Here is a 12,537-nt window from a genome sequence, read left to right as displayed (position 1 = left end):
AACGCGCATGCAGCATTGAGCCAGCCATGACCGGACAACACGTATCTTGCCCCGCAACCCTGGCCGCCCTGCGCCGCAAGGCCGAGCTGTTGCTCGCCAGGCTGGAGGCCGGCCTATCGGGTCCGGATCATCTTGTCCTGCGCGAGTTGCTGCGGGAGCTGGAGGCCTACGAGGCCGGGCTGCAGAGGCAGGACCTGCGGCTGGCCCAGATCCAGGGCGAGCTGGAGGCCTCCCGCGACCTGTATTCCCGCCTGCACGATTTCGCGCCCATCGGTTTTTTTTCCTTTGACCGCTCCGGGACCATACTGCAGGCGAATCTCGCCGGAGCGGATCTGCTCGGCGTGCAGCGCGAGTACCTGCTGGGCAGGTCTTTCACGGCTTTCGTGGCTGAGGAGGACCAGAGCGCCTTTCTCGCTCATGGCGAGGCAGCCTTTGCATCCTCGGCAACGGCGGCAACGGCGCGTTGCGAGTTGCGCCTGTCGCCGCGCGGGGGCGGCGTGCGCCATGTGCAGATCGCGAGCGCGGTCATGCCCGACCGGCCGGATGCGCTCGGCTTGTCCAGCCGGGATGGGCGATTCTGCCTTTCGGCCGTGCAGGATATCACCGCCCGCGTACAGGCCGACAGGGCGCTCAAGGATTCGGAAGAGAAGTATCGGGGCATCTTCGAGAACGCTCCCTTGGGCATCTTCCGAGCCACGCGCCAGCAAAGCTACACGAGCGTCAACCCGGCCTTCGCCCGCATGCACGGTTATGAAAGCCCGGCGCAGTTGCTGGCTGAGACCGGGGATGCCGCATGCCGTTATTGCGCCGACCCGGCCGAGCGACAAAGGTTTCTGGACCGGGTGGACAGCCAGGGCCTGGTAGCCAATCAGGAATCCTGCCGCCTGCGCCGCGACGGCACCAAATTTTGGGCTCTGACCACCCTCAAGGCCGCCGGCACGCCTCAGGAGCCGTACTATGAAGGTTTCGTGGCGGACATCTCCCAGCGCAAGGCCGCTGAAGAGGCCCTGCGCCGCAGTGAAACCCGCTTCCGCTCCCTGTTCGAAACCGCGGGCAGTCTCATCGTGCTCTTGGACGTGAACCTGCGCATCCTGGAGTTCAACCGCAAGGCCGAGCAGGTTACGGGCTATGCCAGGTCCGACGTGCTGGGCCAGGAGTTCTCGACCCTCTTCGCGCCCGAGGCCCGGGAGGAGCTGGGCGCGCGACTTCTGTCCGTCATCGGCCACCGGCGGGAACGGGATCTGGAGCAGGTCGTACGAGGCCGGGACGGCCGGATAAGCGTGATCCTGTGGAACATGACCCACCTGGAAGGCAGCCCGGAGAGCCTGAACGGAGTCATCGCCGTGGGCCAGGACATCACGGCCCAGAAAATGGCCGAGAAACAGCTGCGGCTCAACCAGGCGCGGCTGGAGGCGCTTCTGAGCCTGTTCCAGGTCGAGGACCGCCAGGCCAGGGACATGGCGGAGTACGTCCTGGGACAGGCCGTCGATCTGACGGGCAGCGAGGCGGGTCGAATCCTGCTCGCCACGGGCGAGGAAGATCTGGATATCGTGACCACGGGCCTGCCGGGCCGAGAATGTCCCGTGACGAAACAGGCGCACGACCTTTCCGCGCTCTCGGGCGTGTGGAGCATCGCCGCGCGGTCCAAACGGCCGTTGGTGATCAACGACTATGCGCGGCGCAGCCGCCGGCGTCCCCTGCCGGAAGGCCATCCGCCCCTGCGGCGCCTGCTCATCGCGCCGGTGCTGGACAGCGGCCGGGTAGTGGCCATGGCAGCCGTTGCCAACAAGCCCGCGCCCTACGACCAGCTGGACGCCAAGCAGCTCATGCTCCTGCTCGAAGGTCTGTGGGCGCACGTCAAGCGCAAGCAAGCCACCCTGGAAATCCTGCAGGCCAAGGAGCAGGCCGAGGCGGCCAGCCGGGCCAAGAGCGAGTTCCTGGCCAACATGAGCCATGAGATCCGCACGCCCATTTCCGGCATCCTGGGCATGGCCGATGTTCTGCTGACCACTCGCCTGGAAGATCGTCAGGCCCAGTACATCGCGCTGCTCAAGGATTCCGCCAACGCGTTGCTGATCATCATCAACGACATTCTGGACCTGTCCAAGATCGAGGCGCGCAAGCTCAAGCTTGAGCCCGAGCTATTCAACCTGGACGCCGCCCTGCGTGCCGTGGTCGATCCCTTCGTCCTGCAGACCGTCAAGAAGGGCCTTGGCCTGGAGGTCCATCTGGACCCCGGCTTGCCGCCGAAGCTTCACGGCGATCCCATCCGTCTGGGGCAGATTCTGACCAACCTCCTGTCCAATGCGCTGAAGTTCACCAGCCGGGGAGGCGTGACCCTGCGCGTAGTCCCGGTGCAGGTAAGCGGCGTTGACTGTGAGTTGCGCTTCGAGGTTCAGGATACGGGCTTGGGCATTCCGTCCGACAAGCAGGACCGGCTGTTCCGCAGCTTCAGTCAGTTGGACAGCTCCTATGCCAAGCAGTATTGCGGCACGGGGCTCGGCTTGGCCATCTCCAAGAATTTCGTGGAGATGATGGGCGGACGCATCTGGGTCGAGAGCATCGAGGGTCAAGGCAGCCTCTTCGCCTTCACCGCCAAGTTCGGTCTGCCGGACAGCGGGGCGCAAGCCGCCGAAAACCGGCGCGAGGAAGCTCTGGCGCTGGATCATATGCCGACCCTGAACATCCTGCTTGCCGAGGACAACCGGATCAACCAGGAGTTCCTGGTGCACATGCTGGGCGCGGCCGGTCATCGCTCGCGCGTGGCCGCCAACGGCCGTGAGGCCCTGCAGGCCCTGGCCGAGGAAACTTTCGACCTGGTGCTCATGGACGTGCAGATGCCAGAGATGGACGGCCTGGAGACCACCAGGCGCATCCGCGAGCACGATGGCAGACTGTTCGATCCGGCCATCCCCATCATAGCAGTCACGGCCTACGCCATGAAGGGCGACCAGGAACGCTTCCTGGCCGCGGGCATGGATGGTTACGTGTCCAAGCCCGTGGACTTCGGCCTATTGTCCAGGGTCATGGCCAGGGTGCTTTTCTTCCATGATCCCGTAGTGGAATCCGCTTCCACGGAAGCCCTCGATCTTCCGGCGCGGGATGGACTCCCTGCCAAGGCGGCCAAGACCCTGGACGTGGAAACGGCCCTGGGGCGCCTGCGCGGAGACCGCGAGCTGTACGCGATGCTTCTGGAAACTTTTTTGCAAGATGCCGCCCGACAGGTCGAAACTGCCGCGGCTGCCATGGATGGCGGCGACCTGGAGACCGCGTGCATCGCGGCCCATTCCCTCAAGGGAGCGGCCGGCACCGTGGGGGCGGATGCCTTGTGCGAGCAGGCCCTGGCCTTGGAGCAAACGGCCAGGAAAGGCCGGGTTGACGAGTGCGTCCGTCGGCTTTCCCTGCTGCGCCAGGCGCTGGACAGACTCGCGCAGGATGTGGCCGCGTTCCTGTCCTGACAAGAGCTTGAAAGAATACGTCAACCCTCGGCATAACTTGTCTCCGATCATGCGCGGTGCTAAGCAAATATGCGGGAACCAAGCCCGTAGAGCATGTTCGCGCATGATCACGTTGGTCCGACGACATCATCAGCCTGCCGCAGGCCCGCGCTCGCGGCAGTAGGAGACATACCGTGCGTTACACCGCCCATCCCAACGCCACCAGCTGGAAAGGCATCATCCTCGCGGGTGGATCGGGCACCAGGCTCTATCCGCTGACCCTGGCCGCCAGCAAGCAGCTCATGCCAGTGTATGACAAGCCAATGATCTATTATCCGCTGTCGGTGCTCATGATGGCGGGCATCAAGGATATTCTGGTCATTTCCACGCCCACGGATCTGCCGCGCTTCCAGGCCCTGCTCGGCGGCGGCGAGCAGTTCGGCGTGCGCCTCGATTACCTGGAGCAGCCGCGCCCGGAGGGCATCGCCCAAGCCTTCATCCTGGGCGAGGAGTTCATCGCGGGCTCGCCGGTGAGCCTTATCCTGGGCGACAACATCTTTTTCGGCCACGGAATGTCGAACTACCTGACCAACGCCGTGGGCCGCGAGCAGGGAGCCACGGTCTTCGGCTATCACGTCACCGACCCCCAGCGCTACGGCGTGGTGGCCTTCGACAAGCAGCGCCGGGTCGTGGACATCGAGGAGAAGCCCAAGACGCCCAAGTCCAATTATGCCGTGACCGGACTATATTTTTACGACAACGAAGTCGTGTCCATCGCCAAGGACATGAAGCCCTCGGCGCGCGGCGAGTTGGAGATCACCGACGTGAACACCGAATATCTGCGCCGGGACGCATTGCATGTGGAACTGCTGGGCCGAGGCGTGGCTTGGCTGGATACCGGCACTCACGATTCGCTCCTGTCCGCCTCGACCTTCGTGCAGGCAGTCGAATCACGTCAGGGCCTTAAAATCTGCTGCCCGGAGGAGATCGCCTTCCGCATGGGCTTCATCGACGCCGACCACCTGCGCGAAGTGGCCAAGCCCCTGTGCAAGTCGGGGTATGGCGAGTATCTACTGCGGCTGCTGAGCGAGGAGATCGGGTAACGGTAACTCTGGCTTCGCTCCGGCCTCCAGAAAACGTCAAAGGCCCGGCAGATCATCTGCCGGGCCTTTTTTCAGGCAACCCGTGTTTCAAGTTGTCGGGTGGTCAGCATGCAATGCATGCAATCAGGCTAGATTGATTGTCCATAAGCCATAAGCTCGTGTGTGACACGACAAGGCTAATGCTCCTTGCCGTAGCCTTTCATGACATCGGCCATAGAGTTGTACTCCTGATCCGGGAAGTTCTGCAGCTCGTCTATGACGCCCTTGTCCGCCTTGTTTTTCTTGGCGTGCGCGACAAGATCTTTCTTCTTTGCCGGGAAATTGATGCCGCTCAGGAACTTAGCCACATTGGCCGGGGAATGGCCGCCAACGCCTCTGGTCATATTTTCCTCCATGACTGTTTGCCGCAATGGGGATTGGGAACGCCTGCTGGAGTTGATACTGGAATCGCCACATGGGGAGTATAGGAGCAGGCCCGAAGGTTCTGTAGGAGAAACATGAGCGCTGCACAGGCGCGTCTACGTATGTATGGCCTGTGCATGATCCGCCGCGGCCGTGCTCCTGCTCTGACTATGTCAGTGGGTGCGGCCGGCATCGGGCTGGCGCGGGTTAAGGCTTGCGCCCCAAGGCGGCTCGGGCTAGCAGTTCCTATTCTTATCACACGCCTGGAGGACGCCTTAATGGACTGGAAACTTTTCGCCACCACCTTTGGAGCCTTGTTCGTGGCCGAACTGGGCGACAAGACGCAGCTGGCCTGCATGCTCATGACCGCCAAGAGCGGCAAGCCTTGGACCGTTTTCGTGGCCTCGGCCCTGGCGCTGACGCTGGTCAGCTTGCTGGGTGTGATGGTGGCCAACGTGGTCTGTCAGTACGTCTCCCCGGAGATCATCAAGAAGGTCGCGGCCGTGGGTTTCGTGACCATCGGCGTGCTGATTTTTTTCGACAAGTTCTAGCGCCTGTTTTCGCGGCTGCCGGAGGCATTTCTTATGGGCTACCGTAATCTGTCCGAATGCATGTGCGACCTGGAGGCCAAGGGCTGGCTTCGGCGCGTGGACGTGGAAATCGACGCCAGGCTGGAGGCCGGCGTGATCCAGCGTCGGGCCTACCACACGGGTGGGCCGGCGCTGCTGTTCACGCGCGTCAAGGGCTGCCGTTTCCCCATGTTGGCCAACCTGTTCGGCACGCTGGAGCGCACCCGCTACATCTTCCGCGACGCCCTGCCCATGGTCGAGCGGCTCATGAAGGCCAAGGCCGATCCGGCCGGAGCGCTCAAGGAGGCCCTGCGCAAGCCCTGGCTCTATGCGGGCGCGCCCAAGGCGCTGTATAACGCCCTGCCCCGCAAGGTTCGGTCCGGGCCGGTGCTGGCGCACGAGGCGCGCGTGTCCGAGCTGCCGCAGCTCGTGTCCTGGCCCATGGACGGCGGCTCGTACGTGACCCTGCCGCAGGTCTACTCCGAGAGCCTGGCCAAGCCGGGTTTCGGCGGCTCCAACCTGGGCATGTACCGGGTGCAGCTTTCCGGCAAAGCCTACGAGCCCGACCGCGAAGTCGGCTTGCACTACCAGATCCATCGCGGCATCGGCCATCATCATGGCGAGGCCATTGCCGCGGGCAGGCCCCTGCCCGTGAACGTGTTCGTGGGCGGCCCGCCGTCCATGACCCTGGCCGCGGTCATGCCGCTGCCCGAGGGCATCGCGGAGCTGCTCTTCGCCGGGGCCTTGGGCGGCCGGCGCGTTGACATGATCGACGGCTCGCGTTCGCCCAACGGTCTGCCGATCCTCGCCCAGGCCGACTTCTGCATCTGCGGCGTGGTGGAGCGCGGCGAAAAGCCCGAAGGCCCCTTCGGCGACCATCTGGGCTACTACAGCCTGGCCCACGACTTCCCGGTGCTCAAGGTCCGCAAGGTCTTCCATCGTCCGGGCGCGGTCTGGCCGTTCACCACGGTCGGTCGTCCGCCGCAGGAAGACACGGTCTTCGGGACCTTCATCCACGAGCTGACCGCCGCGCTGGTGCCCACGGTCTTCGCGGGCGTGCACGAGGTGCACGCCGTGGACGCCGCGGGCGTGCACCCGCTGCTGCTGGCCATCGGCAGCGAGCGCTACGTGCCCTTCGCGGCCGAGCGCCAGCCGCAGGAGCTGCTGACCAACGCCATGAGCCTGCTCGGCAACACGCAGACCGCCCTGTCCAAGTACGTGCTCATGGCCGCCAAGGAGGACAACCCGCCCTCCACGCACGACATGCCCGGTTTCATCCGGCACCTGCTGGAACGCATGGACCTTGCCCGCGACTTCCACTTCATCACGCGCACGACCATGGACACGCTGGACTACTCGGGCATCAGTCTGAACCAGGGCTCCAAGCTCGTGCTGGCCGCCTGCGGCCCCAAGAAGCGTGAGCTGGCCCGTGAGCTGCCGCAAGGCTTCTCGCTGCCCGAAGGCTTCCGCGACGGACGGGTCTTCGCGCCTGGTATCGTGGTGCTGAGCGCGCCGAAGCACGACCGGGGCCGCGACGAGCACGACCCGCGCATGGAGGCCTTGGCCAAGCACCTGGAAGGCGTGGGAGGATTGGAGGGATTTCCCTGGGTCGTGGCCTGCGACGACGCAGCGTTCACGGCCAGGGATTGGGATAATTTCCTGTGGGTGACCTTCACCCGCTCGGACCCGGCGACAGATATCTATGGAGCCGGCGGATTCATCCATTGCAAGCACTGGGGCTGCAAGGGCCCCGCGGTCATCGATGCCCGCCTCAAGACCTATCAGGCCCCGCCGCTTGAGCCGGACCCACAGGTCGAGAAGCGCGTGGACGCCCTCGGCGCGCCCGGCGGCCCGCTGCACGGACTCGTGTAATACTGGAGAGGGGCGTCGCCCCTCTCCAGACCTCACCCCACCAGGGGGATAATCCCCCTGGGCCCCGTATTTCAAGAACATTTCGCACTTTGTGCTAGCTGGATGCCATACGCATGGCATTCCAAGAGCGTCTTATCTTGGCTGAATGCCGGGCATTGCCGGCATTCAGCCGAGATACATCGCGGGTCCAGGGGGGCGTTCCCCCTGGCGGGGATTCCAAAGGGGCTGCGCCCCTTTGGCCGCCGGAGGCATCCTATCTTGCGAAGAGCTGATCAGCCCAGTCGGAGAGCGGCGTAGCGAGCTGCTCCTGCGGCGTGCCGGTGCTGAGAAAGGCTTGGCTCTTGCCCGCGATCTGGGCGCTGACCACGCTGTTGCCGGACTCCACCTCGATCACGGATACGACCAGTTCGGCGGACTGTGGCCTGGCCGAAAGCGTTGTGCGGTCCTCCCAACTCACGATGCGCGGGACGAATAGATAGGCTGCGTTGGCCCGGCGCGCCGAGGCCAGGGCTTCGTCGCGCGACTCGCGGTTCAGGCCCATGAGGCGGGAGCTCGTGTAGGGCTCCAGAGCCTTGGCCACGGCCACGGCGGCCAGCAGGCCGGAACCTTCATGGATCCTGTCTCCGCTGCCGCCGTCAGCATCCACGGCGACATAGACCGGCGCATTGGCGGGCAGGCGTTGGTTGGTGTCGCTCACGACCAACGATGTTGCGCAGCCGAGGGACAGGACAAGGCATAGGACGAGCAGGGAACGGAAGCAGGTTTTCATGATTGCGTTCTCTCTGTTGCGGCGTCGGGCATGTGCGGCAGGTGTAATTGGGCAGGCTGACGGCGTACGTCACGAATCGCCGGACGCCAATGTGCTCTTATGGTTCTTGAAATGGAAAAGGCCGACTTCGCAGCCGGCCTTCTCGAGTATCACTATGATATCGCGGACGGGACGTCAACAGGTTCCCTTGCGGGCCGCCCCGTCCGGTTACGGCCGGCGCAGGATCGGCAGCTCGGTATTGGGCGGCGCCTTGGCTTAGCTGTCTGCCTGCTCGACCAGCGGGTGGTGGATGGAGGACTCGGGGTCCATGTCCACCACGTGGCACACGGCGCAGTTGCCGCGCGCGCCGATGGTTCTGGCCAGGCCCTGGTACTGCATGGGCTGGATGTTGTCGCGGTCGCGGCCGTAAGGGTTGCTCGCCGGGTATAGGGCGTGGGTGCTGCCGTGGCAGGCCTCGCACATGATGGCCCCCGCGTCATCGCTGCGCAGGCGGTAGAGCTCGCCCGGCTCGTCCGAGGTCCACTTGTTGAAGGAGGTGGCCACGCCGCGCTCGGGCTTGACCTCGAAGTCGTGGCAGCTCGCGCAATCGGGCTCCATGAGCCAAGGCGTACGGCCCACGATGTCTTCGCTGGAGGCGACCATGCGCGGGATGATGTTGGCCATGAGCGTCGCGGCGCGCTCCTTGCCCAGCTCCTGCTCCTTCTTGAGCAGACTTAGGGCGTGGTCTTCCAGGGTGCCGTGGCAGCTCGTGCAGTCCAGGCCCTTGGCGTCGTGCAGGCCGCGCAGGCAGCGCGTGGCGCTGGTGGGCGCGCTGGGGTGGCAGAAGCCGCAGGCTTTGGCCCCACGTCCCTGGATATAGTTGGCGTGCCAGCCGTGGATGGCCGCCGGGAAGTTCAGACGTTCGGGCTGGCCCTGAGTGTTGAGGACCGGATCGGCGTGGCAGGACTGGCAAAGCCGCGGCTCGCCCCGCTCGGCGCGTGTCAGCAGGTCCGTGCCGGTGTTGCGGTCGTGCACGCGCAGGACCTCCCTGGAGGTCTGCTCGCTGAAGCCGGCCACGTCCTGGACCTTCCAGTCGCCGCCATGACAGTTGCGGCAGCCCATTTCCGTGGAGGTCGGCGCGACCATGCTCGTTGCTGCCAGCAGCTCGCCGCTGGCAGCGTCGCGGGCTTCGATGTGGAAGATGGGATAGGGATTGAAGCTCCCGTCGTCCGGGTAGGGCACCACCGGCACCAGCTCGGCCGCGAAGGCCCGGCGTTCGGCGTCCAGGCGCATGGCGCCTGACAGGCTGTTGCCGGATATGCCCGCGTCATTGGGCAGGGCCTTGCCCAGCAGGGATTTGGAGAACTCCCAGAAGCGCGAGTGGGCCGAGGGTGTCTCGAAGCCGGACTCCACGCGGTAGGTCAACTCCACACCCTCGGTGACGATCTCGGGCGAGGGCCCGCGCCGCACGAGTTGGGCGTGCAGGTCGTTGGCCGGCGGCAGCAGGATCCACCACGGGTCGCTGTCGGAAATGCAGTGCATGCCCAGGTTGTTCCAGGCCAGCAGCACGTATTCGCTCTGCTCGGCGTCAAAGGCCGGAATGGTCGTGGGCAGTTCCTTGATCACGTAGGGCGCAGGCTCCTGGTCGGCTGTAGCCTTGGGCGCGCGGGCCTGCTCCGTGGGCATGACGGCCTGGGCGGCCAGGAAGCCGAGCAGCAGCACGGCGGCGGCCAACCAGGCACTCAGGGCGAGCTTGGGGAATCGCTTGTTGTCGAAGCTCATGGTCGTTCTCCCCCGTGGGCTAGCGGGCCCGCAGGACTTCCGTGATGTAGCGGCTCAGGGCCGTGCGTTCGGCCGCGTCGCCCAGGAACGGTGGCATGTAGGGCCGCAGCTTGCCCTGGCCTGCGAGCTGGGTCTCCAGGCCGAGCACCGGCATGGGCCCGGCCCGGCGGGCTATGTCGAGCATGGGTCCGCGCAGGCCGTGGCAGGACTTGCATTGCAGCACGTACAGCTCGCGGCCGGCTTCCAGGGCGTTGTCCTCGGTCACGGTCTTGTGCGCGCTCCATTTGGCGGCTTGCAAGAAGCTGCCTTGCAGAGAGTTGGCCTGCACCACGGTGATGCCGCTCGAGTACATGTGGCCGTGGATGACCCAGGGCCGGCGGCCGGCCTCGCGCACCCATTCGAAACTGGCGATCTGCGCGAAGCCCAGCACGAGCAGGAACACGGCCAGAACCCGCGCGACGGACGAAGGCAGACGCAGGCGGCAGAAGGCCATTCCCCCCAGGAACACCAGGGGCATGACGAACAGGAAGGTCTTGGCGAAAGGCGCGATGTCCGCTGTCTGGCGCAATACCATGGCCATCTGGGGCTCGGGCAGGGCCTCCAGGTACCACCAAGCTGTCAGGGGCAAGGCCAGGCTGGGAACGGCCACGAACTTGGAGCAGAAGGCTTCCAGGGCCTGGCGGGCGTCCGCGTCCGCGATGCGCGTGGCCGTTAGCAGGCCGAACAGGCCGGCCAGGATGAGCGCCAGACAGGTGCGTAGCGCCAGCGAAGGCCAGAAGGTCGGATTGAAGAAGCCGGCCCAGAAATCCGCAGGGCTGCTCCAGGTTCCGGGCGTGAGCATGAAACCCAGGATGCCGTTGATGGCGAAGAGCGACAGCCAGGCGAAAGCGGCATAGAGCCAGCCCACGCGCTGATGGTCGCGCGGATTCATGCGGCCAAAGGTGTAGTGGTACACGAGCAGGGCCACGATCTCGCCCAGGAAGAAGGTCCATTCCGCGGCCCAGGCGAACACGAAGGAGTGCACGAGCACGGACGTGGCCCCTGGATTGACCAGGGAGATGATGAACCAGATGCCCACGCCGGTCAGCGCGCCGAAGACCATGGTCAGAAGCAGGAAGAACTTGGTGTGGCCGCGCACATAGTCCAGTATGGGCCGCGAGTCACGGCGCAGGCCCAGGCGCTCGGCCAGGACCAGGTACAGGCCGCCGCCCACGGCGAAATGGGCCACGAAGACGTGCACCACGGCGATGATTGCGATGAGCAAGCCGCTGTTGACGTAGGGCACCTGCCAGACGGGATACTCCACGGTTAGGCCTCCCTGGGCGCGCCGATGGCCTGGCGCACGTCGGCTGTGTCGTCGGATTCCCCGGCGTCCTCGATTTCGCCGTTAGTCGCATCCTCGGCGGGTGCGGCGCTCGCGCGCAGGGCCAGACGCAGCATGTAGGCGATGGCCGCCGCGGCCAGCAGCAGCGAAAGGATGAACACCAGCAGCGGCGAGGGCTGAGACACCACGGTCAGCTCGGACGGCGAGAAGTATGGGGCAAGGTACGCGGCTCGCAGTAGGGCGCGCACGCAGACCATGAGCGCCACGGTGGCCGCGACTACCCAGACCGTGGGCCAGACCCGCTTGCGGTGGCCCAGATACAGGGCCGCCAGGGCCAGGGCCACGGCCAGACCCAGAGCGGCCGTGTGCAGGCTGCCACCGCCCAGGAACAAGCTCCTGATGGCCGCCGGCTGGCTGAACAGGAACCACAGGCCCACGCAGAGCTGAACCAGGGTAGCCGATGAGAACCAGCGCATGCCGCGCACCACGCCCGCAAGGGCAGTCTCGTCGCTGTGGTTGGCCTTGCATTTGGACCAGGCCGCCAGGGCCAAGCCGCCCAGAGCCAGGGATGCGGTCACGAAATGCAGCCAGCGCGGCACGAGCGTGGGATCGCCCAAGTTGAGCAGCGTGCCGTCGGGACGCGCGAAATAGGCGCTCCAGCGCTCGGGGGCGAGCATGAGCGTCATGTTGTTGCTGAACACGAAGGCCACGGCCAGCAGAAGCAATACGGTCAGGCCCAGCACCAGTGACTTGGCCCTGCCCAGGGATTCGTGGCGCAGAACCGTGAGATACAACCCGTAGTAGGCCAGCATGGCCAGACCCGTGACTCCGAGCCAGAACACGGCCATGAGCACGGAGCTCGTGTAGACGAAATGGCCATAGAGCACCTGCAGGAAGAGCAGTGGGGCCACGCCGAAGTTGACCGCCAGGGCCAGGGCCGTAGGGATCTTGGCCGAGAATGGCCGCGCCCAGGGGGCTTGGCGCTCGCGCAGGGACTCGATGAAGGCGACCGCGCTGCCGCCCAGCACCACGTTCACGAGCAGAATATGGGCAGTGAACGTGGCCAGCAAAAGAACCTCGAAGAGCCACCAGGCCGCGGGAATGGGCTCCGGGCTCGGAATATAGGCCAAAGGATGCATGACCTGAATCCTCCGATACATGGGCGCGAACCAGGATGGTCCGACTCTGTCGCGTAACTTTCAAGGGAATATGAAGGCAGTCGTTAGTTGTTTTTACACGCCTGTTCAACAGAAAAGTGGATAAGATCGCAGATGGATGAATTGATATGTTAATCTAAGCA

9 protein-coding genes are annotated in these 12,537 nt (G+C 65.0%); 4 read left to right on the top strand and 5 right to left on the bottom strand.

Annotated elements, in window-relative coordinates; all coding sequences use genetic code 11:
• Positions 1 to 26: 26 nt before the first annotated feature.
• The gene (locus tag H585_RS0104880) at positions 27 to 3,458 is read left to right on the top strand and encodes a PAS domain-containing hybrid sensor histidine kinase/response regulator (RefSeq protein ID WP_027366986.1); all 3,432 of its coding nucleotides are present in this window, start codon (positions 27 to 29) and stop codon (positions 3,456 to 3,458) included.
• Between the two features lie 173 nt (positions 3,459 to 3,631).
• Positions 3,632 to 4,540: a glucose-1-phosphate thymidylyltransferase RfbA gene (gene rfbA, locus H585_RS0104875; RefSeq protein WP_014259417.1), complete on the top strand. Its 909-nt coding sequence runs from the start codon at positions 3,632 to 3,634 to the stop codon at positions 4,538 to 4,540.
• Between the two features lie 176 nt (positions 4,541 to 4,716).
• Here the strand turns inward: rfbA and H585_RS0104870 are convergent, their stop codons facing one another.
• Entirely contained in the window at positions 4,717 to 4,923 is a 207-nt protein-coding gene (locus H585_RS0104870) for a DUF2795 domain-containing protein (RefSeq protein ID WP_027366984.1), read from the bottom strand.
• 297 nt (positions 4,924 to 5,220) lie between these two features.
• Between H585_RS0104870 and H585_RS0104865 the strand changes: the two genes are divergently transcribed.
• Both H585_RS0104865 and H585_RS0104860 read left to right on the top strand, forming a co-directional pair.
• The gene (locus tag H585_RS0104865) at positions 5,221 to 5,493 is read left to right on the top strand and encodes a TMEM165/GDT1 family protein (RefSeq protein WP_005988703.1); all 273 of its coding nucleotides are present in this window, start codon (positions 5,221 to 5,223) and stop codon (positions 5,491 to 5,493) included.
• Between the two features lie 33 nt (positions 5,494 to 5,526).
• The gene (locus tag H585_RS0104860) at positions 5,527 to 7,383 is read left to right on the top strand and encodes a UbiD family decarboxylase (protein WP_027366983.1); all 1,857 of its coding nucleotides are present in this window, start codon (positions 5,527 to 5,529) and stop codon (positions 7,381 to 7,383) included.
• A 253-nt stretch (positions 7,384 to 7,636) separates the two neighbouring features.
• On the opposite strand, the gene H585_RS0104855 is transcribed toward H585_RS0104860, so the two are convergent.
• The 4 genes from H585_RS0104855 to H585_RS20860 all read right to left on the bottom strand — a co-directional run bounded on the left by H585_RS0104855 (position 7,637) and on the right by H585_RS20860 (position 12,376).
• Positions 7,637 to 8,152, bottom strand: a complete 516-nt coding sequence (locus H585_RS0104855) for a DUF4823 domain-containing protein (RefSeq protein WP_027366982.1) — start codon at positions 8,150 to 8,152, stop codon at positions 7,637 to 7,639.
• Positions 8,153 to 8,407: 255 nt separating this feature from the next.
• Positions 8,408 to 9,913: a cytochrome c gene (locus H585_RS0104850; RefSeq protein ID WP_027366981.1), complete on the bottom strand. Its 1,506-nt coding sequence runs from the start codon at positions 9,911 to 9,913 to the stop codon at positions 8,408 to 8,410.
• A gap of 19 nt (positions 9,914 to 9,932) precedes the next feature.
• On the bottom strand, positions 9,933 to 11,219 hold the full coding sequence (locus H585_RS0104845; RefSeq protein WP_027366980.1) for a cytochrome ubiquinol oxidase subunit I: 1,287 nt from the start codon (positions 11,217 to 11,219) through the stop codon (positions 9,933 to 9,935).
• A gap of 2 nt (positions 11,220 to 11,221) precedes the next feature.
• Positions 11,222 to 12,376, bottom strand: coding sequence for a hypothetical protein (locus H585_RS20860; RefSeq protein ID WP_051182955.1), 1,155 nt, complete (start codon positions 12,374 to 12,376; stop codon positions 11,222 to 11,224).
• Between the last annotated feature and the right edge of the window lie 161 nt (positions 12,377 to 12,537).

This window comes from Desulfocurvibacter africanus subsp. africanus DSM 2603 (assembly GCF_000422545.1).
GTDB lineage: Bacteria > Desulfobacterota > Desulfovibrionia > Desulfovibrionales > Desulfovibrionaceae > Desulfocurvibacter > Desulfocurvibacter africanus.
Note: the sequence above shows the minus strand (reverse complement) of the source record. Positions and strands in the feature narration are given on the sequence as shown.

Bases quoted from the DNA above. Each gene is read 5' to 3' on its own strand.
- H585_RS0104870 (WP_027366984.1), bottom strand. From the start codon at position 4,923: ATGACCAGAGGCGTTGGCGGCCATTCCCCGGCCAATGTGGCTAAGTTC.
- H585_RS0104850 (WP_027366981.1), bottom strand. From the start codon at position 9,913: ATGAGCTTCGACAACAAGCGATTCCCCAAGCTCGCCCTGAGTGCCTGG.
- H585_RS0104860 (WP_027366983.1), top strand. From the start codon at position 5,527: ATGGGCTACCGTAATCTGTCCGAATGCATGTGCGACCTGGAGGCCAAG.
- H585_RS20860 (WP_051182955.1), bottom strand. From the start codon at position 12,376: ATGCATCCTTTGGCCTATATTCCGAGCCCGGAGCCCATTCCCGCGGCC.
- H585_RS0104855 (WP_027366982.1), bottom strand. From the start codon at position 8,152: ATGAAAACCTGCTTCCGTTCCCTGCTCGTCCTATGCCTTGTCCTGTCC.
- H585_RS0104865 (WP_005988703.1), top strand. From the start codon at position 5,221: ATGGACTGGAAACTTTTCGCCACCACCTTTGGAGCCTTGTTCGTGGCC.
- H585_RS0104880 (WP_027366986.1), top strand. From the start codon at position 27: ATGACCGGACAACACGTATCTTGCCCCGCAACCCTGGCCGCCCTGCGC.